The organism is Gelidibacter pelagius, assembly GCF_017581925.1.
Lineage (GTDB): Bacteria > Bacteroidota > Bacteroidia > Flavobacteriales > Flavobacteriaceae > Gelidibacter > Gelidibacter pelagius.
On the sequence record NZ_JAGEVG010000018.1, the window covers coordinates 42,819 to 68,336 of the forward strand.

At 36.8% G+C, this 25,518-nt stretch carries 22 protein-coding genes and 1 pseudogene; 10 read left to right on the forward strand and 13 right to left on the reverse strand.

Going from position 1 to position 25,518, the window contains the following annotated elements; genetic code table 11:
- Entirely contained in the window at nt 1-204 is a 204-nt protein-coding gene (locus J4051_RS14800) for a membrane or secreted protein (RefSeq protein WP_208234660.1), read from the reverse strand.
- A gap of 173 nt (nt 205-377) precedes the next feature.
- Here J4051_RS14800 and aqpZ point away from each other — a divergent pair.
- Nucleotides 378-1,058, forward strand: a pseudogene (gene aqpZ / locus J4051_RS19280) (aquaporin Z).
- Nucleotides 1,059-1,156: 98 nt separating this feature from the next.
- Here aqpZ and J4051_RS14810 read toward each other — a convergent pair.
- From J4051_RS14810 to J4051_RS14825, 4 genes are all read right to left on the reverse strand, one after another.
- Nucleotides 1,157-1,960 carry an anti-sigma factor gene (locus J4051_RS14810; protein WP_208234661.1) on the reverse strand — a complete coding sequence of 268 codons (804 nt, stop codon included), beginning with the start codon at nt 1,958-1,960 and terminating at the stop codon, nt 1,157-1,159.
- 24 nt (nt 1,961-1,984) lie between these two features.
- Entirely contained in the window at nt 1,985-2,512 is a 528-nt protein-coding gene (locus J4051_RS14815; RefSeq protein ID WP_208234662.1) for an RNA polymerase sigma factor, read from the reverse strand.
- Between the two features lie 226 nt (nt 2,513-2,738).
- Nucleotides 2,739-3,752: a UDP-N-acetylmuramate dehydrogenase gene (gene murB, locus J4051_RS14820; RefSeq protein WP_208234663.1), complete on the reverse strand. Its 1,014-nt coding sequence runs from the start codon at nt 3,750-3,752 to the stop codon at nt 2,739-2,741.
- Nucleotides 3,752-4,942, reverse strand: a complete 1,191-nt coding sequence (locus J4051_RS14825) for a pyridoxal phosphate-dependent aminotransferase (protein ID WP_208234664.1) — start codon at nt 4,940-4,942, stop codon at nt 3,752-3,754. The genes murB and J4051_RS14825 overlap by 1 nt, the downstream gene beginning before the upstream one ends.
- Nucleotides 4,943-5,100: 158 nt before the next feature.
- On the opposite strand from J4051_RS14825, the gene J4051_RS14830 reads away from it, so the two are divergent.
- The gene (locus tag J4051_RS14830; protein WP_236027485.1) at nt 5,101-6,393 is read left to right on the forward strand and encodes a PDZ domain-containing protein; all 1,293 of its coding nucleotides are present in this window, start codon (nt 5,101-5,103) and stop codon (nt 6,391-6,393) included.
- A 50-nt stretch (nt 6,394-6,443) separates the two neighbouring features.
- Here J4051_RS14830 and J4051_RS14835 read toward each other — a convergent pair whose 3' ends face one another.
- A complete protein-coding gene (locus J4051_RS14835) occupies nt 6,444-6,869 on the reverse strand; it encodes a DUF1573 domain-containing protein (protein WP_208234666.1) in 426 nt (141 codons plus the stop codon).
- 190 nt (nt 6,870-7,059) lie between these two features.
- Between J4051_RS14835 and J4051_RS14840 the strand changes: the two genes are divergently transcribed.
- Nucleotides 7,060-9,690 (forward strand): valine--tRNA ligase, encoded by a 2,631-nt coding sequence (locus tag J4051_RS14840; protein WP_208234703.1) that lies wholly within the window; start codon nt 7,060-7,062, stop codon nt 9,688-9,690.
- Nucleotides 9,691-10,151: 461 nt separating this feature from the next.
- On the opposite strand, the gene rodA is transcribed toward J4051_RS14840, so the two are convergent.
- The 6 genes from rodA to purH form a co-directional block, all read right to left on the reverse strand.
- On the reverse strand, nt 10,152-11,429 hold the full coding sequence (gene rodA / locus J4051_RS14845) for a rod shape-determining protein RodA (protein ID WP_208234667.1): 1,278 nt from the start codon (nt 11,427-11,429) through the stop codon (nt 10,152-10,154).
- Complete coding sequence (gene mrdA / locus J4051_RS14850; RefSeq protein WP_208234668.1) at nt 11,430-13,376, reverse strand: penicillin-binding protein 2; 1,947 nt, start codon at nt 13,374-13,376, stop codon at nt 11,430-11,432.
- Complete coding sequence (locus J4051_RS14855; protein WP_208234669.1) at nt 13,373-13,879, reverse strand: rod shape-determining protein MreD; 507 nt, start codon at nt 13,877-13,879, stop codon at nt 13,373-13,375. The genes mrdA and J4051_RS14855 overlap by 4 nt, the downstream gene beginning before the upstream one ends.
- On the reverse strand, nt 13,872-14,696 hold the full coding sequence (mreC, locus tag J4051_RS14860) for a rod shape-determining protein MreC (RefSeq protein WP_208234670.1): 825 nt from the start codon (nt 14,694-14,696) through the stop codon (nt 13,872-13,874). The genes J4051_RS14855 and mreC overlap by 8 nt, the downstream gene beginning before the upstream one ends.
- Nucleotides 14,697-14,705: 9 nt before the next feature.
- Nucleotides 14,706-15,734, reverse strand: coding sequence for a rod shape-determining protein (locus tag J4051_RS14865; protein ID WP_163517934.1), 1,029 nt, complete (start codon nt 15,732-15,734; stop codon nt 14,706-14,708).
- A gap of 148 nt (nt 15,735-15,882) precedes the next feature.
- Nucleotides 15,883-17,412 carry a bifunctional phosphoribosylaminoimidazolecarboxamide formyltransferase/IMP cyclohydrolase gene (gene purH / locus J4051_RS14870; RefSeq protein WP_208234671.1) on the reverse strand — a complete coding sequence of 510 codons (1,530 nt, stop codon included), beginning with the start codon at nt 17,410-17,412 and terminating at the stop codon, nt 15,883-15,885.
- Nucleotides 17,413-17,618: 206 nt separating this feature from the next.
- On the opposite strand from purH, the gene J4051_RS14875 reads away from it, so the two are divergent.
- A complete protein-coding gene (locus tag J4051_RS14875; RefSeq protein WP_208234672.1) occupies nt 17,619-18,866 on the forward strand; it encodes an ABC transporter permease in 1,248 nt (415 codons plus the stop codon).
- Nucleotides 18,867-19,142: 276 nt separating this feature from the next.
- Nucleotides 19,143-20,393, forward strand: coding sequence for an ABC transporter permease (locus tag J4051_RS14880; RefSeq protein WP_208234673.1), 1,251 nt, complete (start codon nt 19,143-19,145; stop codon nt 20,391-20,393).
- A 59-nt stretch (nt 20,394-20,452) separates the two neighbouring features.
- On the opposite strand, the gene J4051_RS14885 is transcribed toward J4051_RS14880, so the two are convergent.
- Nucleotides 20,453-20,908, reverse strand: coding sequence for a GAF domain-containing protein (locus J4051_RS14885; protein WP_208234674.1), 456 nt, complete (start codon nt 20,906-20,908; stop codon nt 20,453-20,455).
- Between the two features lie 90 nt (nt 20,909-20,998).
- On the opposite strand from J4051_RS14885, the gene xrtF reads away from it, so the two are divergent.
- From xrtF to J4051_RS14910, 5 genes are all read left to right on the forward strand, one after another.
- On the forward strand, nt 20,999-21,550 hold the full coding sequence (gene xrtF / locus J4051_RS14890; RefSeq protein WP_208234675.1) for an exosortase family protein XrtF: 552 nt from the start codon (nt 20,999-21,001) through the stop codon (nt 21,548-21,550).
- Nucleotides 21,543-21,980 (forward strand): exosortase F system-associated membrane protein, encoded by a 438-nt coding sequence (locus tag J4051_RS14895; RefSeq protein ID WP_208234676.1) that lies wholly within the window; start codon nt 21,543-21,545, stop codon nt 21,978-21,980. The genes xrtF and J4051_RS14895 overlap by 8 nt, the downstream gene beginning before the upstream one ends.
- A gap of 49 nt (nt 21,981-22,029) precedes the next feature.
- Nucleotides 22,030-22,440 (forward strand): HYC_CC_PP family protein, encoded by a 411-nt coding sequence (locus J4051_RS14900; RefSeq protein ID WP_449528486.1) that lies wholly within the window; start codon nt 22,030-22,032, stop codon nt 22,438-22,440.
- Nucleotides 22,441-22,677: 237 nt separating this feature from the next.
- Nucleotides 22,678-24,930: a TonB-dependent receptor plug domain-containing protein gene (locus J4051_RS14905; protein ID WP_208234677.1), complete on the forward strand. Its 2,253-nt coding sequence runs from the start codon at nt 22,678-22,680 to the stop codon at nt 24,928-24,930.
- A 219-nt stretch (nt 24,931-25,149) separates the two neighbouring features.
- Nucleotides 25,150-25,512: a heavy-metal-associated domain-containing protein gene (locus tag J4051_RS14910; RefSeq protein ID WP_208234678.1), complete on the forward strand. Its 363-nt coding sequence runs from the start codon at nt 25,150-25,152 to the stop codon at nt 25,510-25,512.
- Nucleotides 25,513-25,518 lie beyond the last annotated feature (6 nt).

Sequence of the window (25,518 nt, forward strand, 5' to 3'; positions counted from 1 at the left end):
CTAAGAGTGTTGAGGTTCGTTACAGTTTTCAAATTGATCAGGTGATTTTCCACAGAACCCGCAAGAGTCGCCATCTTTATTAAGCATAGGATTCTGACTTGCACAAGTACCGGCAAATTTACCGTCTTTTTTAGCCCATATTTTTATAGTAATACCAGCAACTCCAAGACCTAAAAGGATGAGTGTTATGAATAAAAGTTTCATCTATTATAAATTTATACAAAGATACAGGTTTTTTGGAATATTTTCAGATATCTGATCACTTCATCTTTTATAACTTTAGAAGACACTTATTTTGGTTTGGGGGAAATAATGCTCTCTAAAAAATATAAAAACATCATTCATTTTATAGGATACTAACCAGTCAAAGTTAAATTATCAAAAAAACTATTAGCAAAACTTTTTGGCTCGTTTTCGGCGGGTTTGGGATTGTAATCTTTGCGGAGGTTATCGTGAGTTTGGAATGGGGTTTTTATGCCTTGCTTCGGCATTTGGTCTGGCTGTAGCTTACCAAGGCTTACGCGGTTGGCCATATTTTTGGTGCGCACTTCAATCCAACCGTAACCATAGGTTTATGGGCAGGAGGGATGATTCCTGCAAAGGAGTTGCTGGGTTATATTATTTCTCAGCTCGTAGGTGCTATTGCCGCTGTAGGAGTGCTGTATCTTATTGTTTCTGGGAAATCAGATTTTGTGGATATTGGTGGTTTTGCGGCAAATGGCTATGGCGAACTATCTCCAGGAGGTTACGGAATGGTTTCTGTCTGTCCTGATAACAGAGTTTGTTTTAAGTATGTTTTTTTACTTGTTATTTTAGTAAGAACCTAGCCCAAAGCACCGGCCGAATTTGCAAGATTCGCAATTGGACTCGCATTGACTTTAACACATTTGATCAGTATTCCAATTTTAAATACCTCAGTAAATCCTGCGAGATCAACTAGTCAGGCGTTATTTGCTGGCGGAGACTAAATGCCCCAACTTTGGCTTTTTTGGTTAGCACCTATTGCTGGAGCATTAGTTGCAGGTGTTCTGCACAAAATATTTTTCAGTAAACATTAAAGCGTGATAAAAAAAGAGGCTGCCTTTTCAGGTAGCCTCTTTGTAATTTATAATAGATTAACACATCAGGTTATTTCCGTTGTAACCTATCTATAAAGTTAATTGTTCTTCAGTGTGATTTCCGCTACTGAGTTCTCAGCATGTGCCTTGTTGATTTTAGAGCCTACTTTTTGTTCAATTGTAATACTCAAACCAAGTGCGTCCTCCATATAAGGTATGGTCTTTAAATTGCGCTCTGACTCATCTAAAATACCAAGATTTACCATCCTGTCTTGTAATTCGGCCCAAATTTGATAGGTCTGATTTTCAGGAAGTTTAGGTAGTGAGACGACATCAATCATAGATGTTTTATCGACTGCATTTATATATGCCACTGTCTTAAGGTCTTTAGCTCTTGCATTTCCTCTTAAAACATACTTTTCAGTTTCTGGGTTGTTTAATTTCATAAACTGAAGCATTACGTTCTCAAGTCTCTTATTGTTGTCCTCTATATCACTTCTAAGATCAAAAATCTCTTCTACAACCACTTGGTTTTCATGACTTAGTGATACATTTTGTTCGTAAAGTAAAAATGCCGTACCAGCAAAAATAAAGGCAGCGATACTTGCTGCAATGCTAAACCATGGCGTTCGTCTATGAGTAGGAGATGAGTGCATTTGTATGACAGGTGCATCCTCAGTAATATCTTTAATAACGGCATTCAAAATATATTTTGGAGCTTCTACCGCATTAGCTTTCGCTAGAATTTCTAAATTATCTTGAAGTCTCTCATACTCAGCTTTTACTTCAGGAAATTCAGCAATGTAGCTTTCAACTTCTAAATTTTCATTAGGAGTTGTGGTGCCTAAGATATAGCTATCCAATAGGCCCGAATCCATAAAAATTTGTAAATTTTTTTCCATTTTTTATATGCTTTATACTATACTTTAGTTGAAGAGTTTTCGTAAATCTCTCAAACCAATTTTCAACCTAGATTTTATAGTACCTAAAGGAATGTCTAATTCGTCACTAGCTTCTTGTTGTGTCATGCCTTCAAAAAATAAGGCATTTAAAACGATTTGATACTTCTCTTCTAGTTTGGCAACGTGCTCTTTTAAATCGATGACATCTTGATTTAAACTTGAGGTTGGTAGAATATATACGTCTGATTTGTCAATTTGGACTTCTTTATTAAAACGATTATTGAAACTTCTAAGTTTATCAATGGCAGTATTGCGTGCAATTCTATAGAGCCAAGTAAAAAGTTTTGCTTTTTTTGAATCGTATTTTTTCGAGTTTTTCCAGATCTTCACAAAACTTTCCTGCAAGGCGTCCTGCGCGAGTTCTTCGTTCCTGGTTATTTTTAAAATAACGCCATAGAGGCTATCAGAATAATTTTCATAAAGCAAATTTATGGCAGCTTTGTCTCCTTTTTCAAGAAGTTGGACTATATGTTCTTCTAATGAATAGCTCAAAAAGTTAAAATTTAATTTAATGTAAGGTTTAAAAAGTCCAAATATGTTTTTTGGACGTATATCATATTAAGATAGTGAAATTACAAATAAACTACTTTATTATTAAAATATTGCTTTTATATCGGTAGTGTCGAAATTTCTTCTTTTTAAGAAAATTGATTAATAGCTTTTTCATTTGACACTGCAGTAATTACTTCAAGGCTCCTTCATATTTGTTGGAGCCTTTTTATATAATATTTACTTCAGTTTCTATGGTAATTCCAAAAATCTGCTTTATAGTTTTTTGAATTAGTTTCGCTAAACCAAGTATATCCGACCCTTTGGCATTTCCATAATTGACCAATACCAAGGCTTGTTTTTTATGTACACCGTAATTGTTAAAGGTCTTGCCTTTGAAGCCTGATTTTTCAATCAGCCAGCCTGCGGGTACTTTCACTTCATTTGGAGATACAATATAACTTGGTATATCAGGAAAGTTGATTTTAAGTTCTTCGAAGAGAATGTTAGAAATTACGGGATTTTTAAAAAAACTGCCACTATTGCCAATCTCTTTAGGATTAGGAAGTTTGCTTTCCCTGATTGAGATCACCGCTTTCGAAATGTCCTGAATCGTCGGGTCTATCACGCCCATGGTTTCTAATTCTTTAGTTATAGCACCGTATTCTGTATGCAATTGATGCTGATGCTTGCTCAATCTCAAAGTGGTGCTTACGATAACATAGTGGTGCTTTTTGTCTTGTTTAAACACGGATTCCCGATATCCAAATTGACATGCGTCTTTCGTAAACGTTTCAATCACTTTAGTTTTTATATTCAGCGCATCACAAGATTCGAAAACATCTTTTAGTTCTACTCCATAAGCACCAATATTTTGAATGGGAGCAGTCCCAACATTACCTGGAATTAGCGACAAATTTTCTATACCTCCAAAGTTATGTTCCAAACACCATAAAACAAACTGATGCCAATTTTCACCAGCATAGGCCTTGACAAAGACTACGTCTTCGTCTTGGTCAGTAATTTCGATGCCTTTAAGAACCAAATGAATTACTAAACAATCCAAATCTTTTGTGAGCAGCATATTACTGCCGCCACCCAGAATAAATTTTTCGGGATAGGCATCCAAACTTAAGGCCTCTTTTAAGTCTTGGATAGTTTCAACCTTCACAAAATATCTTGCACGGGCCTCCAGCCCAAAAGTATTATAAGGCTTTAATGATATATTTTCTTGAATATGCACTAATTTGGGTAAACTTTTAAGGCTTCTTTTAAAATATAAACGGCTCTGATCAAGCTTTCTTCATTAAGTACATAGGCTATTCTAATTTGATTTAATCCGACATTTGGAGTCGAATAAAAACCTGCGGCCGGAGCTACCATGACTGTTTCCTTATTGTAGTCGTAGCTTTCCAATAACCATTGTGCAAAATGGTCAGCACTTTTAACTGGTAATTCCACAATGCAATAGAACGCACCTTTTGGCTCAGCAATCTTCAGACCATCAATTTTTTTCAATTCCCTGATGAGGATATTTCTCCTTTTTCCATACTCTTTAATTACGTCATCAAAATAACTTTGGGGCGTATCCAATGCAGCCTCACTAGCAATTTGTGCCAATGTAGGAGGACTCAATCGTGCCTGTGCGAATTTTAAAGCGGTTGAGATAACTTCCTTGTTTTTAGAGACCAAATAACCAATTCGTGCACCACACATACTATAGCGTTTTGACACTGAGTCGATAATTATAGCATGGTCTTCGAGTCCTTCTTCTTGCATAATGGAATAAAACTCATTGCCATCATATACAAATTCTCTATAAACTTCATCCGCTATCAAGAATAGGTCGTGTTTCTTTACAACAGCAGCCAGTTGTCTGATTTCTTCCTTGGAATAAAGGTATCCAGTGGGATTTCCTGGGTTACAAATTAAAATCGCTTTCGTTTTATCTGTAATCAGTTTTTCAAATTCTTCAATGGCCGGCAAAGCAAAATTATCGTCAATTTTTGAAATGACCGGAACCACTTTAATATCAGAAGCTGTGGAAAAACCGTTATAATTCGCGTAAAATGGTTCCGGGATTATAATTTCATCATCAGAATCCATTACACTTCCAAATGCGAACAATAAAGCTTCACTGCCGCCCGTGGTGACAATAATATCACTATGGTCAACATTGATATTGTTTTTGGCGTAGTATTGCGCTATTTTTTTTCTATACCCTTCAGAACCTTCAGATCGCGTATATGCTAAAATATCCAAAGAATGTACTCTAACGGCATCTAGAGCAATTTCTGGAGTTTTGATGTCAGGTTGTCCAATGTTTAAATGATAGACGGTTTTTCCTTCTTTGTAGGCTTGTTCCGCGTACGGAACTAACTTTCTAATTGGAGATGATGGCATCATCTGTCCCTTTTTTGAAATTTTTGGCATGAGCTTAATGTTTAAGAGGGTAAAGTTCTGAAAATTATCTCAAAGATTTTTGAAAATCGTCATCTAAAAAAAAGGAAAGTAGACTTAAAGATTTGTAAATTGTTATTACTCTAGCTTCGTTTAGGATGATTAGGAGATTTTTTACTTTTTTTTGCATTATGTTCATTTGCGGACCGTCGTTTTCGCAGAGTGGTTTTCATTTGGTTCAAACGGAACGTACAAAGATTAAATTTCAACATATTGACAATCTTATTATTATTCCTGTGGAAATAAACGGAGGGAAGTTTTCTTTTATTTTAGATTCAGGAGTTAGTAAACCAATTTTGTTCAATATTATAAATTCTTCAGATTCGTTGAAGTTCAAGAACATAGAAAGTATTTATTTAAGGGGCTTGGGAGATGGAGAGTCCACTGAAGCTTTAAAATCAAGAAAAAATGTTTTTAAAATTGGCGACGCTATAAATGTCAATCAGGATGTGTTTATAATTTCTGATGAGACTATAAATTTCACACCTAGATTGGGCATTCCTGTCCATGGAATTATTGGCTATGACATATTTAAGGATTTTATTGTGGAAATAAATTATGGTTCAAAGTTTATTCGGTTGAATAATCCTCAAACTTATAGATATAAGACATGTAGAAGTTGTGAAACTTTAAAACTGACTTTGTATAACAACAAGCCATTTATTGATGCCATAATTGAAGTGAAAGGAGAAAGTATTCCTGTAAAATTATTGATGGACTCGGGAGGAAGTGATGCTTTGTGGTTGTTTGAAAATGATTCATTGGGATTGGTCCCGGAAGATGATAACTTCTTTATCGATTTTTTAGGTAAAGGATTAAGTGGAAGTGTACATGGAAAACGAGCAAAATTAAAGCGGTTTTCCATAAATGATTTCCATATCAACGATTTGAACGTTGCCTATCCTGATTCTGCAGCAGTTAGTTTTGCTAGAAAGTTTAAGGCCCGGAGCGGTAGTATGGGTGGGGAATTAATGAAACGTTTTAACATCATTATGGATTATGAGGGTTCAAAAGTTACTTTTAAAAAGAACAAACATTTTAATGATTCCTTTGAATATAATAAAAGCGGCATCGTCTTGGAACAGGATGGCGTTAGGATCGTTAAGGAAAGAGATCAGGGTTCTCCATATAAAAATGATCAGTCAAATGAAGAGCTGTCCAGGCTTTCAGTTATCGAAGCTTATAAATATACTCTAAAACCGGCTTTTAGAATTGTAGAACTGAGACTCGATTCACCCGCAGAAAGAGCAGGTTTGATGTTCGGAGATATTATTCTTAAAATTAATAATAAGGAAGTCCATAACTTAAAACTTCAAGAGGTCAATACGTTTTTTAGGGCTCAAGATGGAAAACTCATAAGGCTTAAAATTGAGAGGGATGGTGTGATTATGAGTTTTCAATTTAAATTGAAAAGTTTATTGTAAAAAAAAGCCCTCAAAAAATGAGAGCTTTTAAACTGTAAAAAGCGGAGAAACTATTGTTCCATTATGCTTCTCTCTCTTTTATCTAAAACACTTGTTTTACTTGGGTCAACAACCTCGCCTTTAATTTTAAGGGCAACAGTAGGTGTGTCCGCATTTGATAAGACCGTAATGGTCTTTCTAATAGGGTTGACACGTTGGGTATCATATTTCACTTGTATTTCGCCTGTTTGTCCTGGTAGGATTGGTCCCTCAGGTCGCTTTGGTACTGTACATCCACAAGTTGAGGTTACTCTAGTAATAATTAATGGGGCATTACCCGTGTTTGTAAATTCAAAAACACGAACGCCGTCCGCGCCTTTCTCAATGGTACCGTAATCAATGACGTCAGTCTTAAATTCGATCTTGGCTACTTTGTCTTGCGCAAAAGCAGAAATGCTTAACATTCCTACAAATAAAATTGCTATTAAATTTTTCATCATTTTAATTTTTTAAAATTGATAGGGTCAAAATTACTTACTTTCCACCATTTCACAAAATATATTAGTTGAACGGTAAAAAACTGTTTAAATAGAAGTCTTTATTTGGGTTAATATTTGATTTTATAATTTCACAAAAACAGAATTATAAGTAACTTTGCCTGTTATGATACAAAAACAGTACCAAAGTATGCAGATCCCAGCAAAATATTCCGCTAACAATGTAGAAGATAAGTGGTATTCCTATTGGATGGAACACAAGTATTTCAAGTCCATTCCTGATGGGCGAGAGCCCTATACCATTGTCATTCCACCTCCCAACGTTACTGGGGTTTTGCACATGGGACATATGTTGAACAATACCATTCAAGATGTGCTCATTCGTCGCGCTCGTTTACAGGGTAAAAACGCCTGTTGGGTTCCGGGTACCGATCATGCGTCAATTGCTACTGAAGCTAAAGTTGTGGCTAAGTTGAAAGAACAAGGCATCGATAAGAATAAATTAACCAGGGAAGAATTCTTAAGCCACGCGTGGGATTGGACCCATGAATATGGTGGGGTCATCTTGGAGCAGTTAAAGAAATTGGGTTGTTCCTGCGATTGGGATCGAACGAAGTTTACCATGGATGATGAGATGAGTGAGTCCGTCATTAAAGTTTTTGTGGATCTTTACAACAAAGGCTTAATTTATCGCGGTTATCGGATGGTCAATTGGGATCCAGAAGCTAAAACTACGTTGTCTGATGAAGAAGTGATCCATGTAGAACGCACTGACAAATTGTACTATGTAAAGTATCAAATTGAAAACCAAGATGATTTTGTAACCATTGCCACCACACGTCCTGAAACTATTTTGGGTGATACTGCCGTCTGCGTAAATTCTAAGGATGAACGCTTTCAGCACCTTATCGGCAAAAACGTTATTGTGCCAATATGTAATAGAATCGTACCGATAATTGCTGATGATTATGTTGATATGGAATTTGGTACGGGCTGTTTGAAAATCACTCCTGCACATGATGTCAATGATAAGGAAATTGGGGACAGACATCAATTACAAGTGGTCGATATCCTTAATGATGATGCGACTTTAAATAGTTTTGGTCTTCATCATCAAGGGAAAGATAGGGAAGTAGCAAGAAAAGATGTGACCCAAGAACTGAAGGATTTGGGAATTCTAGATAAAACTGAAGATATTACACATAAGGTTGGGACAAGTGAACGCACCAAAGCAGTGATAGAACCGAGACTTTCTGATCAATGGTTTTTGAAAATGGAAGAACTTGCAAAACCAGCTATTAAAGCGGTCTTGGAAGATGAGGAAGTGAAGTTGTTCCCAAAACGTTTTAATAATACGTACCGCCATTGGATGGAAAATATCCGCGATTGGAATATTTCGCGTCAGTTACTTTGGGGACAACAAATCCCTGCCTATTTCTATGGCGACGGAAAAGACGATTTTGTAGTGGCTGAAAGTCGCGAGGAAGCCCTGAAGTTGGCCCAACAAAAATCGAATAATTCTCAACTCACAATAGCAGATTTAACTCAAGATAAAGACGCTTTAGACACTTGGTTTTCATCTTGGTTATGGCCTATAAGTGTTTTTGATGGAATTCGGAATCCGAATAACCCTGAAATTGAATATTATTATCCAACCAATGATTTGGTGACAGGTCCGGATATCCTGTTTTTTTGGGTAGCACGTATGATTGTTGCAGGCTACGAATACAGAGATCAAAAACCTTTTGAAAATGTCTATCTCACAGGATTAGTGCGGGATAAACAACGTCGAAAAATGAGTAAGTCCTTAGGGAACTCTCCCGATGCTCTACAATTGATTGACGATTATGGTGCGGATGGCGTGCGCGTTGGATTGTTGTTGAGCTCCGCTGCTGGAAATGATTTGATGTTTGATGAAGAATTGTGCAACCAAGGAAAAGGTTTTGCCAATAAAATATGGAATGCCTTCAGGTTGGTCACAGGTTGGGAAGTCGCCGAAATAGAACAACCCGAGGCCTCTAAAATTGCAATAGAGTGGTATCAATCGAAGTTTCAACAAGCCTTGGTCGAAATAGAAGATCATTATAGCAAGTATCGCCTGTCTGATGCTTTAATGGGCATATACAAGCTGATTTGGGATGATTTCTGCTCATGGCTCTTGGAAATGATCAAACCAGAATATCAACAGCCTATCGATTCGAAAACATTTAAAAGTGTGATTGACATCTTTGAATCGAATTTAAAGATATTACACCCTTTTATGCCATTTTTGACCGAAGAAATCTGGCATTTCATTGCAGAGCGAAGTGCTGAAGGAGCTCTGATCGTTGCAGAATACCCAAAACTTGAATCTTTTGATACTCAATTAATTTCAGATTTTGAAATGGTCAAAGAGGTGGTTTCAGGAATTAGAACCATTAGAAAAAACAAAAACATTTCGTTTAAGGATAGTATTGAGCTATCAGTCATCAATAATGAGAAATTATCAGAACGATATAACTCCGTTATTGAAAAGATGGGAAATATTTCTAAAATGGAATCAGTTGCAGATGCCGTTGATGGCGCCTTAAGTTTTAGAGTACATTCCAACGAGTATTTTATTCCTATTTCCGGAGCCATTAACGTGGAAGAAGAAATTAAAAAATTAAATGACGAATTAAAATATACCGAGGGTTTTCTAAAATCCGTACAAACTAAACTATCCAATGAGCGTTTCGTTAACAACGCACCTGCACAGGTTTTGCAAAACGAACGCAATAAGGAAGGAGACGCTTTGGCTAAAATAGAGACGATTAAATCGAGTTTGGCGAATTTGAAGTAGATGTGAATTGGCAGATCCTTCTTTTAGATACGAACCTGCCAGTCCTTTCAGGCGGGTTGTACTAATTAGCATGAATTGTTCATTCAGAGTTTACGCTTTAAGTTAGTAATAATCATAATGATTTGGACTGTTAGCTTGCGCTACCTTATTTATTAGATAAGATCTGAAAGCTATAAACTAATGCTCTGCGAAACTTTGTGCTCTTTTGTGAAACTCTTTGTAACAGCTTATCAGTGATTAGTCGGTAGAGATTAGTGGGTAGTCATGGATATTTAGTTTTCTATACCTGAAGTTTCTTTAAAACGAAATATCTAAGATTGTTTTCAAAAACTCTCTGTGAAACTCTCATCTCTGTGAATCTCCGTGTAATAACTTGTGGATTTTATGATTTGGAATTTGGTACTTTGATTTTGGGCTGTGTAGTTTTGAACTTTGAATTTAAAACTTAGAATTGCAGTAGTCTACCATTCATTAATCCTATTCGAGTCTAATTTTACAAAAATAAACAGTAAAATAGTAAATGCCCAAAGTGCAGAACCACCATAACTGAAGAACGGAAGTGGTATCCCTATGGTTGGGATCAAGCCCATCACCATGCCAATATTAATCAAGAAATGGAAAAACAGGATAGAGGCTACGCAATACCCATAAACTCTGCTGAACTGGGATTTTTGTAATTCGGCTAAATATAATATTCGAAGCAGCAGCGCCACAAAAAGAAGTACAACGAGAGCGCTTCCCAGAAATCCCCATTCTTCTCCAACGGTACTAAAGATATAATCGGTATGCTGTTCAGGTACAAACTTACCAGTAGTTCTCGTACCTTGCATGAAGCCTTTTCCTGTCAATCCTCCAGAACTGATTGCTTTTTCAGATTCGTGCAGATTATATAGAATAGTTTGTTTCAATTCATGAAGCTTTTGGGGGTCGTTTTCCAAGCGCAACCATAAGCTAATTCTGTCTTTTTGGTGAAACTGCAAGATATTATTATAAAAATATTTGATGCCAAAGGATACGGCCATACAGACTAAAAGAATGGCGATAGGCTGTATGATTTGTGGTCTTTTCTTCTGTCCAAAAAAGTGATGTCCGAAAATTAATAGCCCAGCTACAAGTACAGCAACAACGACATTAAATTTAAGTGCCAATACGGCCAATAAAACAAGAAAAACGGCAACGACAAGGTATATTTGCTGCAATCCCTCTCTATAAAAAACAAAAAAGAAAGCAACATAAACGAGGGCGCTCCCTGTATCGTTTTGCAACACGATTATAATTGCAGGAAGTACAATGATACCCGCCGCCTTAACCTGATCTTTAAACGTTTTCATATTGGTTTGAAGGTCGCTGATATATTTTGCCACGGCTAACGAGGTTGCAAATTTTGCGAATTCACTCGGTTGTAATGTCATTCCGCCTATACCATACCAACCTAGGGCACCATTGACATTTTTCCCGAAAAGAAACAAACCCAATAAAGAGACAATAGATAAAAAATAGATAACACTGGTAAAACGTTCGTAAAACTTAGCGTCTAAGGCGAGAATTAGAATGATTAATACAAATGTGAAAATAATAAACACGGATTGCTTTCCGTAAGGATGGTTCATGTCAAAATAGCTCACAATCTCCCCGGTGTGAGAGGCTGACATAATGTTAAGCCACCCAAAACCCACCAGCAATAAGAATAATGCAATGGTGATCCAGTCAAAGTTTAATCCTCTAAAATCTCTTTGCATTTATTGTAAATTAAACGATGATGTCCGTGTGCTCTCAGGGTTTACAATGGTGTCTCTGGTTATTTTTTCAATAACTTGCAATGCAGATTGCCTGTTGATGCCAAATTCTTTTCCTGAATATGGTTTTGCATATTCGTTCTCCAAGCTGTGTGTGAGAATCCAATTTTCCATAGCGGTCATTGTGATTTCTCCTCTAATATATTTTTCAATCATTAAACTTGCAATACGACCTGCAAAGCGACTGCCCCAATAGCCATTTTCAACAAAAACAGCAATCGCAATTTTCGGGTTGTCCTTCGGAGCAAAAGCCACAAAAATAGAGTGATCTGTCAATTGTGTACGCTTACCATCTATTCTCATAAAGTTTTCGGCCGTCCCTGTTTTACCACAGATATCAATCCCAGGCACGCGAAGGCTGTAAGCCGTTCCGCCGTTATAAACATCAAACATGCCCTGCACCACGGGTTCAAAATGCTCCTTATCAATGGTGGTATAATTGGGGGTGGTGTATTTTTCGTCTATTTCAGCTCCTTCAATGTTTTTAATGATGTGCGGTGTATAATAAAAACCTCTATTGCTAATGGCGGCCACCATATTAGCCAATTGGATAGGCGTAGTCTCCACCTCACCTTGTCCAATGGAATTAGAAATATTATAGGTAGAAGACCAGCGGTTTTTACCATACCATTTATCATAGAATGCGCCGTCCGGTACACGACCTTTGTTTCCAATCTTAAGATCATATCCTAAATAGTCACCAAGTCCAAAACTTTTGACGTGGTTGCTCCAAACATCCATCCCTTCAGCCGGTTTATCATACTTATCGATAATTCGTCTGTAGACATTCACAAAATAAGCATTACAAGACTGTGCAATACCTTGGTTCATAGAAAGTGGACTAACATGGCTATGGCAGCCTGTCAATCGTCGGCTACCTAAATAATAGCCATGCCTACATGAGAATTGATCCTGAGTCGTCACAACTTTCTCTTGGAGGCCTATCAAGGCGCTTATCACCTTAAATGGTGACCCTGGAGGATATTGTGCTTTTAGACTTCTATCAAATAATGGTTTTGCAATGGTATCGTTGTAAAGTTTAGTGAAATTTCGAGAACGCTGTCTGCCAACCAATAAATTTGGATTGTAGGAAGGGGCAGAAACCATAGCGAGGATTTCACCTGAACTCGGTTCTATAGCAATGATGCCACCATGTTTATGTCGCATTAAAAGCTCACCATATTCCTGAAGTTTAGAATCGATAGTGATCGTAATATCCTTTCCGGGTTCGGGCAAAGTATCATAAATACCATCTTTATAGGCGCCAATATCTCTATTGAATCGGTCTTTTTGGATAAATTTTATTCCTTTTACACCTCGTAACTCTTCCTCATAAGATAATTCGACACCTTGTTTACCAATTAAATCACCACTTTTGTAGTAAGGGTCGTTTTCAATAATATAATTGTTGACTTCTCCAATATCTCCCAAAACGTTAGCGCCAATAGTTGTTTGATAATCTCTTAACGATCGTTTTTGAATATAAAACCCTTCGTATTTCCTGATTTTTTCTTGTAGAACAGCATATTCCATTCTCGAAAGTTGAGGAATAAAAACAGAAGGTAATCGAGGCGAATAGCGGTATGCCTTATTATAAAAATTGATAAAATCTTCCTTGGTAATCTTCAAAAGATTACAAAACTCTAATGTGTCTAAGGATTTCACTTCCCGCGGAATGAACATCACATCATAGGACGGTTGGTTGGCCACCAGTAATTTGCCATTTCTGTCATAGATGTATCCTCGTTTTGGATAGTCGCGTACCTTTCTGATGGCATTATCATCAAGTAGACTGTAAGGATCTTCATTGTACACTTGTAGGTAAAATAAGCGTGCAATAAAAACCAAACCTACAACAGTTATAATTGAAAGGAGTAGCAGTTTTCTCATTTACGTTTTTGGCTAAAAAGTATTGTGATAATCAAACAAAGTATTATAGTGAAAATCCCTGAGAATAACGTTTTTTGAAGTATTAAAATTATTTTAGAAATGTTAAATATTTCTAATGAATACATAATCAGGTGATGGATAAATGTCAAGGCTGAAAAATAGGTAAATTTGCTGCTAAAATCTGTTTGGTTGAATTTTATGGATTGGTAGTCATAAACCGTTCCAAAGGAAAACTTTAGGAAAATGGGTCTTATATAAGCTAAAGTCACACAGGCAGCAGCATGGACGCCTCCTGAATCTGAAAAAATATCCACACTAAAACCGAGTAAAAATGCTAAGAATACAAATAGTGTTCGGTTATTGTTTGCCGGAAATAAAATGATAAATAGGATATAAATATACGGATTAATGTACCCCAGAAAATTGATATGGATAAAGATTAATACTTGAACCAAAACCAATACGATAAACCTAACGGCTAAATTTAAGGTCACCTTAGTCATCTTTTGGTTTTTGTAGAGATTTTATTTCAGAAGCCTGCAGATTTTCAATCACAAAAACATGTCCAATATTGGTCATGTCATTAAACAATTTGACATTTACAACATACGAGTCACCACCACTGTCAATTTTATACGAGTTAACCGTACCAATTAAAATACCTTTCGGAAAAATAGTCGATTGGCCTCCCGTAATAATCGTGTCACCGATGGCTACGGGTGCGAATTTTGAAATATCAATGAGTTGTGCATATTCTGGGGATTCTGTATTCCATACTAAAGATCCAATATGATTGGTCTTTTTAAGTTGGGCATTGATTCGGCTTCGGGTGTTTAAAATTGATAATACGGAAGAAAAATTTTGAGAGGTGTTTTCAACAATACCAACAATACCCTGAGAGGTTATCACGCCATAATCAACTTTGATACTATCTTTTTTTCCTTTGTTTATGGTCAAATAGTTAGTGGATTGTGAGTAACTGTTCTTATAAACACTTGCAGTCCTGAACTTATAATGTGTATCCAATTTAAGACTGTCTTTGAAGGCAGGTTTCATAGTATCTACATCCAAATTGTGAACTATGGATTTTAACATCCGGTTTTCTTCCAACAGGGCTTTGTTTTCCTTGGCCAAATTGAAATATTGGCCAACACTGTTTGCTGTTTTGTATACAGTACCGGTAACTACGTTCGAAGAGTTTATGAATTTACTTTTGTGATAGGAATGCGATTGGATTGTGAAAAACAAAGACAAGCCAAAAAGCAACAAAAACACAAGAAAAGTTTTGTTCCTAAGTACAAAGTTTATGATTTGTTGCATTCTGACTTACTATTTTATCAATATACTTTTGAATTTAGGGAGGTTTTTTAATACAATTCCCGTTCCTCTAACCACTGCTCTTAAAGGATCTTCAGCAATATACACAGGCAAATCTGTCTTTTGGGACAAACGTTTGTCTAAGCCTCGGAGCATAGAGCCTCCACCTGCAAGATAAATACCAGTATTGTAAATATCTGCAGCCAATTCTGGCGGTGTTTGAGATAAGGTTTCCATCACAGAATCTTCTATTCGCAAGATGGATTTGTCCAGTGCTTTTGCAATTTCTCGGTAAGAAATTTGAACCTGTTTAGGCTTCCCAGTTAAAAGATCACGCCCTTGAACGCTCATTTCTTCTGGAGGTAATTCTAAATCTTCAGTTGCGGCACCAATCTGTATCTTAATTTTTTCTGCAGTACGTTCACCAACATATAAGTTATGTTGTGTACGCATATAATACACAATGTCGTTGGTAAATACATCACCGGCAACTTTAACTGATTTGTCGCAAACTATACCACCTAAAGCAATGACTGCAATCTCTGTAGTTCCACCACCTATATCCACAATCATATTCCCTTTTGGTTGCATGATGTCGATGCCGATACCAATAGCCGCAGCCATTGGTTCGTGGATGAGATAAACTTCTTTACCATTAACGCGCTCACAGGATTCTTTTACTGCCCGCATCTCCACTTCAGTAATTCCCGAAGGAATACAAACTACCATGCGTAAAGCAGGGGAGAAGAGTTTTTTCTTTAAAGCGGGAATGTTTTTTATGAACAAACTGATCATTTGTTCTGAGGCATCAAAATCGGCAATAACCCCATCTTTTAGAGGTCTGATCGTTTTGATGTTTTCATGCGTTTTACCTTGCATCATGTTGGCTTCTTTTCCAACGGCAATTATTTTTCCTGAAATTCGGTCTCTTGCAACTATTGAAGGGCTATCTACAACGACTTTATCATTGTGGATAATTAAGGTGTTTGCGGTTCCTAAATCTATGGCTATTTCTTCTGTTAAGAAATCAAAAAATCCCATGCGTATTGTTGATTATTTAGGTTGATATTAGTTTGTTTGTTGATAATGTTGTAAATGTAATAAAACTTCATAAATATCAAAGGTTATATTACATCGGTATTTGTTCATTTTGGAGGATCGCTTATCGGTTGCTTAGATTCAATTCTATTTAGTGCTTAAAATGACGTGTACCGGTAAATACCATGGACACATTATTTTGGTTGCAATAATCAATGCTCAATTCATCTTTGATAGAGCCTCCTGGTTGAATTACAGCGGTAATCCCAGCATCTTTTGCAATTTCGACACAGTCAGGAAACGGGAAAAATGCATCACTGGCCATAACGGCTCCTTTCAGATCAAAATTAAAAGACTGTGCTTTATGAATGGCTTGGTTAAGAGCGTCCACACGACTGGTCTGTCCGGTTCCACTCGCAAACAATTGTTTGTTTTTTGCCAATACAATAGTGTTGGATTTGGTGTGCTTGCAAATCTTGGAAGCAAAGATCAAATCTTCTAACTCATTTTGTGAAGGTTTATTGTTGGTGGTATAACTTAAATCTGATAAGGCATCTGTTTTATTGTCTTTGTCCTGTACCAATACTCCGTTCAAACAAGTTCTTACCGTTGTTTGTGGAAGTTCTATCTCTTTTTGGATTAAAAGAATTCTGTTTTTCTTACCCTTTAAAATTTCTTTCGCTTCCGCGGAATAACTTGGCGCTATGACCACTTCACAGAATAAACTGTGGATTTCCTCGGCTGTGGCCTTGTCGATTTCTGTGTTTGCAATTAAGATGCCGCCAAAAGCCGAAACAGGGTCGCCTGCCAAAGCATCAACATAGGCTTGGTGCAACGTATCTCTTTGTGCAAATCCGCAGGCATTATTATGTTTTAAAATGGCGAAAGTTGGTGACTCAGCTTTAAATTCATTCATCAAATTGACCGCGGCATCAACGTCTAAAAGGTTGTTATAGCTTAATTCCTTACCATGAAATTGAGTGAACATGGCTTCAAAATTTCCGAAGAAAAAACCTTTTTGGTGTGGGTTTTCTCCATATCGCAACACTTTGCCGTTGGTTTCACTGATTTTTAAAACAGTTTCCTCGTGATTTTTGTTGAAATAATTGAAAATAGCAGTGTCATAATGCGACGATACATTGAAAGCCTTAGCTGCAAAACGTTTTCTATCTTCATCCGATGTTTCACCTTTTTTGTTTTTCAAGAGTTCCAAAAACTCACTGTAATCGTCAACAGAAGAGACACAAACCACATCTGAATAGTTTTTTGCTGCAGCTCTGATCAGGGAAATTCCTCCAATATCGATTTTTTCGATAATATCTTCATGGCTTGAGTCAGAAGCCACTGTTTTTTCAAAGGGATATAAATCCACAATTACCAAATCAATTTGCGGGATTGAAAACTCAGCCAATTCAGCCACGTCTTGAGTGTTATTTTGCCGGTTTAATATGCCTCCAAAAACTTTTGGATGCAAAGTTTTGACACGTCCGCCCAAAATAGAAGGATAAGAAGTCACATCTTCTACAGGAATGACGTTAACACCTAAATCTTTTATGAATTTTTCGGTACCGCCAGTGGAGTAAATAGTAACGCCTAACTGGCTTAATTCTTTTACAATAGGTTCTAATCCGTCCTTACTGAAAACAGAAATCAAGGCAGATGAAATAGTTTTGTTTTGCATTGTGTTGTGTGTTTGGTTTGGCCTCATTTGATAATGAATGCTATGGGAAAATGAAAATTTAATTAAATGCTATTTTTTAAAGCGCAAAAATACATATTATTGAAGACAATTTAAGGGAACAAGCGGCTGTTTATTTATGTTTTTTGTAACAAATAATTGTTGCCAACGTCCTATCCTTAAAATCGTCCTAAAACCACAAAATTTAGATGTTACTGTACTTACGCTTATTTAAAGAAAGTTTTTCATTTGCCATAAATGCACTTACCAACAATAAGTTGCGTACGTTTTTATCCTTATTGGGCGTTACCATTGGTATTTTTTCCATTATTGCCGTTTTGGCGGCAGTAGATTCGTTAGATAGAAATATCCAAGATCAACTTTCTGGATTGGATAAAAACACCATGTACTTGACAAAATTCTCATTTTTAACAACCGATGTTCCAAGATGGCAACGTGATAATTTTCCACAAACTGATTATAATGATTTTGATTTTATAAGACGGAATGTGCCGGACATTGCAGCCTCTGCCTATATGATTTTTGGAAGTTCGCAAACGGTCAAGTATGAAGCGGAAACCATTTCTGGAGTCACTATTACTCCAGCTTCGAATGGAATTTACGATATTGACAATATCAAAATAGAAGAGGGTCGTTTCTATACGGAACCCGAATCTATGAACGGTGCTCCTGTAGTTGTTTTAGGTCATTCAGTGGCAAAAAACTTATTTGGGAATGTCAATCCTTTGGGAAAGCAAATCAGGGCTTATGGTCGTAAATTGACAGTGATTGGCGTCATTAAAAAAATGGGCGGCCTTGCTGGAAATTCTGATGACAGTGCCTATGTGCCGGCCAACTTTGTCAGACGTTTTCAAAGTGGTGGTGTTAATGGTATTCCAGGGGCTATAATGATCAAACCAGAAAAAGATATAGATTTAGGTGCTTTTGAAGGTGCCTTAAAACAGAAATTCAGGGCATATAGAGGATTGAAAGCAGGAGATCCTGATAATTTTTTTGTCAACAAAATGTCTGGTCAAACTGATCAAATTGACGCTATTATCGGTACCATGAACCTGATGGGATGGATCATCAGTGGCTTTTCACTTTTGGTGGGTGGGTTCGGTATTGCGAATATTATGTTCGTTAGCGTAAAGGAACGTACAAACCTTATTGGGATACAAAAATCACTGGGAGCCAAAAATCGTTTTATCTTATTTCAATTTTTGTTTGAAGCTGTGATTTTGGCAGTTATTGGAGGTCTTATTGGGCTTTTCTTTGTGTGGATTGTTTCTTTGATTGCTTCCCAATTTACGGGTGATTTCGAATTTGTCCTTTCCGCAGGAAATATGTTTTTAGGGTTTATGCTGTCGACCATTATCGGACTGGTATCTGGAGTGATTCCTGCAATTTCTGCATCACGCTTGGATCCTGTTGAGGCTATAAGAACGGGAATGTAAATGGTTATTAAAAATCTCCAAAAAACACATTCCAAATGCCAATGGGTATGAAAATTCTTCTTGGGTTGTTTCTAATTGCTTCTGTAAGGAAGGTTTTTCAAATCAAGAGTTTTATTTATAGCGCTCTTTAGGTCTTGTTGAACTGAGGGGGAGGTAATGACTTCTGAATAGATTTTTGAGTACGGATGTCTTCAATGCAATTATTTTTCAATTGAAAAATAATTTTTGCAGAAAAACACCTTATCTTTAAGTCGTTTTAAAACATCAAAAAAATAGATGCTGCTTTACTTACGCTTATTTAAAGAGAGTTTTTCATTTGCCATCAATGCGCTTACCAACAATAAACTACGCACGTTTTTATCCTTATTGGGCGTTACTATTGGTATTTTTTCCATTATTGCAGTTCTGGCGGCGGTAGATTCTTTAGATAGAAACATCCAGGATCAGCTCTCAGGATTGGATAAAAACACGATGTATTTAACCAAGTTTTCCTTTGGTCCAACGGATATACCTCGATGGCAACGGGACAATTTCCCTCAAACTGAATACAGTGACTTTGATTTTATAAGACGAAATGTGCCTGACATTGCAGCTTCCGCCTATGTTATATTTGGAAGCCCGCAAACAGTGAGATATGGCGCAGAAACCATATCTGGAGTTGATATCACGCCGGTGTCCAATGAGATTTACGAGATTGAGAACGTAAAAATCGAGAAGGGACGGTTTTATACAGAATCAGAGTCTATAAATGGAGCTCCTGTTATTGTTTTGGGGCATTCCCTTGCTGAAAATCTATTTGGGAATTCAGATCCTATTGGGAAGCAAATTAGAGTTTATGGTCGCAGATTGACTGTCATTGGTGTCATGAAAAAACTGGGCGCAGGACTTGGTGGAAGTCCAGATGATAAAGCTTATGTGCCAGCCAATTTTGTGAGACGTTTTCAAACTGGTGGTGTTGGCGGTATTCCTGGAGCAGTAATAATCAAACCCGAAAAAGGTGTCGATATGGGTGCTTTTGAAGCCGTCTTAAAACAAAGATTTAGAATTTATAGAGGTTTGAAAGCTGGAGAGCCGGATAATTTCTTTGTAAATAAAATGTCGGGATTTACGGATGCGATTGATGGAATTATCGGCACAATGAATATCATGGGCTGGATTATCAGTGGCTTTTCTTTATTGGTTGGCGGCTTTGGAATTGCAAACATCATGTTTGTGAGCGTAAAGGAACGTACAAACCTTATTGGGATACAAAAATCGTTAGGTGCCAAAAACCGATTTATTTTGTTTCAGTTTTTGTTTGAAGCGGTCATTTTAGCGGTCATTGGTGGACTCGTGGGGCTGTTATTTGTGTGGATTGGTTCTTTGATTGCTTCGCAATTTACGGGCGATTTCGAATTTGTCCTCTCCGCAGGAAATATGTTTTTAGGGTTTATTCTATCGACCATCATCGGATTGATTTCCGGTGTAATTCCGGCTATTTCTGCATCACGACTAGATCCGGTCGAGGCAATCCGAACGGGGATGTAATCAGAAAATTGCGATGATTAAATCTTGCAGACTTGAATCTTTACGGCCTTGCGAGAATATTAAAGTATTGAAGACACTTGAGAACAAACAAACTCCAAAAAGCGCTCATCAGCTTCGGTAAATGGGTCTATCGTATTGGAATCGATATCAATTTGACCAATATTTTCACCATTCACAAAAATGGGAACGACAATTTCAGCCTTAACCGTAATGCTGCAGGCAATATAATTATCCTGTGCCGAGACATCTGGAACTACAAAATTCTGATTGCTGACCGCCACCTGTCCGCAAATACCCTTTCCAAATGGAATGATTGTATGATCAGTTGGCGCGCCAACATAAGGTCCCAATTTTAATTCTTCTTTATCGCCATTTCTAAAGTAAAACCCAACCCAGTTATAATAAGGGATGTTCGACTCGAGAACCTCACAGATGGATAGCAGACGTTCATTGACGTCTTTATTGGTGTCAGAAACTATCGAAGTTATTTGCGGTTTAAGTTGGTCTAAGGTCATTGTTTAAAAGTTTTGGTAAAAGTATCTAAAATGTGCTGCTTCAATCGGCTTTTTATATATTTTTAACATTCTGAACAAAAACTTGAATTCTTGAAGGATCTGGTCATAAAGTACAAATCGGTTATTAAGTTTATCTTGACCTTTCTCTTGGTTTATGGCGTGTTGACTTTGGCTTATATGCTGTACTTAGATTATTCTGACGGTTCAGAATATTATCCCGATTATCTTACCAATTTAGTAGCCAAACAAAGTGATGAACTGCTACATACATTTGGATATGATTCTCAAATAGCAAAACATTCTGCTGAGCCTTCAATGAAGCTTATAATAAATGGCAAATATGTGGCGCGCGTGGTTGAAGGCTGCAATTCTATTAGCATTATTATTTTGTTTGTCTCTTTTGTGATTGCTTTTGCAGGGAAGTTTAAAACTACCTTTTTCTATATTTTTGCGGGTAGCGTACTTATTTATGTAGTGAATCTCTTTAGAATTGTGATTTTATCGGTGGGATTATACCATTACCCATGGCGGAGGGAGGAACTGCATACCGTGATTTTTCCGTTGATTATTTATGGGATAGTATTTTTGCTTTGGATGTTTTGGGTCAATAGGTTTTCAAATTTAAGCAAGGCAGATGAGTAATGTGGTAAAAATGATCGGACTTTTAGTGCTATTTGGGTTATTGATCCTCATACGCGCTTTTGAGAACGAACTGTTCTACGATCCTTATTTGACGTTTTTTAAGAATGATTACCTTTATATAGATAATCCGCGTCGCGAAGTTTTAAAGCTGACCTTGTTTACGGCGCTTAGATACTTCCTTAATTCGGCAATTTCATTAGGAATTATCTATATTTTCTTTAAGGACTGGAGTGTGGTCAAGTTTTCAGCACTTATCTATGTCATTTCATTTTTTATTCTCTTGGCATTTTTCTTATATTTTGTAGTGAACCCAAAGCAAGAAGATTATTACATCTTTTTCAATATCAGACGGTTTTTAATTCAACCATTACTGTTATTGTTATTGCTGCCGGCATTCTACTATCATAAATTGAAATCGAAGAGAGGTTAAGTTTTTATAATTTGCGGAGATGAATACATTTTTTTGTAATTTCGCAGCAATGTATCAAGAAAACATCCATAAAACTTTTTCTATAGCAATGGCATTGTTAGTGCTGTTGTCCACCATTTCTTTTACTATGGAAAAGCATTTCTGTGGAGACGTTTTGATTGATACTGCCATTTTTTCTAAGGCCGAATCTTGTTGTGATCTTGAAATAAAGGCCATAACTGTTGCAGAAAAAAAATCCTGCTGCAAAGAGGAGATGGAAGTTGTCAAAGGTCAGGTTAATCTCAAAAAAGTAACTTTTGAAGACCTGAACTTCGACCAACAAATTTTTATATCTACTTTATATTATTCTTATCTTAATCTTTTTGAAGGTTTGCCACAGCAAATCATTCCACATAAAGATTATTCTCCACCCAATTTGGTTACTGACATACAGGTTTTAGACCAAGTTTTCATCATTTGATTCCTCAATTCAATATGTAGTGGTGCGTATTCTTGCGCTCATTATTTTATGAATTTTGATATCAACTATTTTTTAAAATGAAACTTTATTTTAGGCTTATTGCTCCTTTATTAATACGGATAACTAGCGCACCCTCGACTTCAGGAAATCTTATTTGTTTCAGAACGTCTTTATACGGTGCTTGTTTTTCTGAATAATCTGGCTCTAAGATTTAAAAACAACACTATTAATTTATAAATGAAAAACATATTTTACATTCTCATGTTCCTACCAACGCTTGTGCTTTCACAAGAAAAAATTGAAGGGATCATTATTGAAATAACCGATCAAAAAAACACCATTCCACTACCTGGTGCCAATGTATATTGGTTGGATTCTACTATTGGAGCGACCACAGATATCGATGGCAAGTTCAGTATTTCGTACCAAAAAGGATATACAAAGTTGGTAATTAGTTATGTGGGTTATAAAACGGACACCTTAACGGTTAGCTCTTCAAAATATATCAAGCATGCACTAAAATCGACGAGTGAATTGGACGAGATTACGGTCACATCTCGTAAACAAGCCACTTCAAAATCTTATATGCAATCCGCCAACGTCATGTTTGTGAGTAGCGATGAATTGCTGAAAGCGGCTTGTTGCAATCTATCAGAGAGTTTTGAAACCAATCCGTCTATTGACGTTAATTTTGCCGATGCCGTAACTGGCACCCGACAGATAAAAATGCTGGGATTGACCAGTCCGTATATTCTGATAACTGCAGAAAACATCCCTACGATACGTGGTGCATCTCAAGCTTATGGGTTGAGTTTTACACCTGGGACTTGGGTTGAAAGTATACAAATTACCAAAGGCGCTGGAAGTGTGGTCAATGGTTTTGAAAGCATTGCTGGACAGATCAATACGGAGTTGGTTAAGCCAACAACTGACAATAAACTCTTTGTCAACCTTTATGGCGCAAGCAGTGAACGCTTGGAAGCTAACGTACATTTGAATACCAAAGTCAGTGAAAAATGGAGCACGGGTTTATATCTCCATGGAAATACGCACGATAAAAAGCATGATGTTAATGATGATGGATTTATGGATATGCCCATCTACAAACAAATAAATTTCATGAATCGCTGGCAATATACCAATCCTGAAAAGGGCTTTGTGAGTTTTATCAACTTAAGTTATTTGGACGATTCGAAACAAACCGGGCAGTTAAATTTTAATCCTGATACGGATAAATTGACAACCAATGCCTGGGGAAGTGAAATTGATACAAGGAGGTTTGATATTTCTGTGAAATCGGGTTATGTCAATCCTAATATTCCTTGGCAAAGTATTGGGTTTCAAACGGCCTTTAGCAGCCATAAACAGAACTCTTATTTTGGTTTGAATCTTTATGATATTTTACACAATAGCATATATATCAACGGGATCTACAATTCGATTATCAGTGATTCAAGACATAAAATTAAAACGGGAATCAGTTATACTTATGATCATTATGATGAATTGGTGGTCACTGAAGATTTTGAACGGACAGAAAGTTCTGTAGGTGCTTTTTTTGAATACAATTTTGATAATTTAGAAGATTTAAATTTGACCGCTGGTCTTCGTATCGATAGACATAATGTGCTTGGAACATTTGTTACGCCGAGAGTGCACGCACGTTATACGCCATGGGAGAAATCGGCGTTAAGAGCGTCTTTTGGGCGAGGTAAGCGTAGCGCAAGCATCTTTGCGGAAAACCAGAATATTTTTGCCACATCAAGAACGTTATTAATTGATGGCACTGCGCCTTTGGGCAGCTTGAAAGGAGCTTATGGGCTCGATCCCGAAATTGCGTGGAATTATGGTATTTCATTTTTGCAGGGCTTTAATCTCTTTGGAAATAAGGCTGACATCACATTTGATTATTATAGAACTGATTTCCAAAATCAAATTGTGGTTGATTATGAAAATCCACAACAGATAAATTTCTATAATCTTGATGGTGACAGCTATGCTAACAGTTTTCAGGTGGAATTGAATTATAATGTCTTCGAAGGATTTGATTTTAGAACCGCCTATAAGTTTTATGATATCAAGACCCAATACAATTCTGGAAAGTTGGAGAAGCCATTGACATCCAAACATCGCATTTTTGCAAACATGTCTTACGAAACAAAGAAGACTGAGAGTTTTTCACATTGGAAATTTGATGTTACTTATAATTGGTTGGGCGAACAACGATTTACGTCAACTTCATCAAATCCTATTCAATACCAATTGCCGGAATATACACCAACCGTTGGCACGTTGAATGCTCAGGTTACAAAAGTATTTTCTGAGAAATTTGAAGTATATTTAGGCGGAGAAAACATGACCAATGTGAGACAGAACAATCCGATTTTGGGAGCAGATGATCCCTTTGGAGCAAATTTTGACACGACATTTGTTTATGGTCCAATCTTTGGGAGTATGTATTATGCAGGCCTGAGATTTAAAATTAAGTAACCCATTCCTGTGAAGGCAGGAAACCTTAAGGTTCAGCGAAGCTAATCTCGTGAATAGAAGATAATATTAACAATCAAGAACAACTTAATCACGTTTAAAGTATGCCTTCATTAGTGGAAAATAACAAGAATCAAACAATTACTAATAGATTCCTTTTTCTGAAGGAATAAAAGAACAATTAACAGGTTCTCACCTTCGTGGGAATTAAAATCAAACATTATGAAAAAAATTGTATTCGTATTAATAGTATTAGTTGGAGGCGTAACCTTCGCGCAGAATAAGAATGCCAAAGCCACTTTTGAAGTGGATGGGGTATGTAATATGTGTAAAGAACGTATTGAAAAGGCAGCCATTAAGGCCAAAGGGGTAAAAGTTGCCAATTGGGATGTCAATACCCACGAGCTGAAATTAATTTATGACGAACGAAAAACCAGTATGAAGGTCATCAAGCAAAGTATTGCTGATGCGGGTCATGACACCAAGGAAATCAAAGCCACTGACGAAGCTTACCATAAATTGCATGCCTGTTGCTTGTATAGAGATGAGGCGGTAATTGAGGATCATAAAGACGACAAAAACTAAATTAGA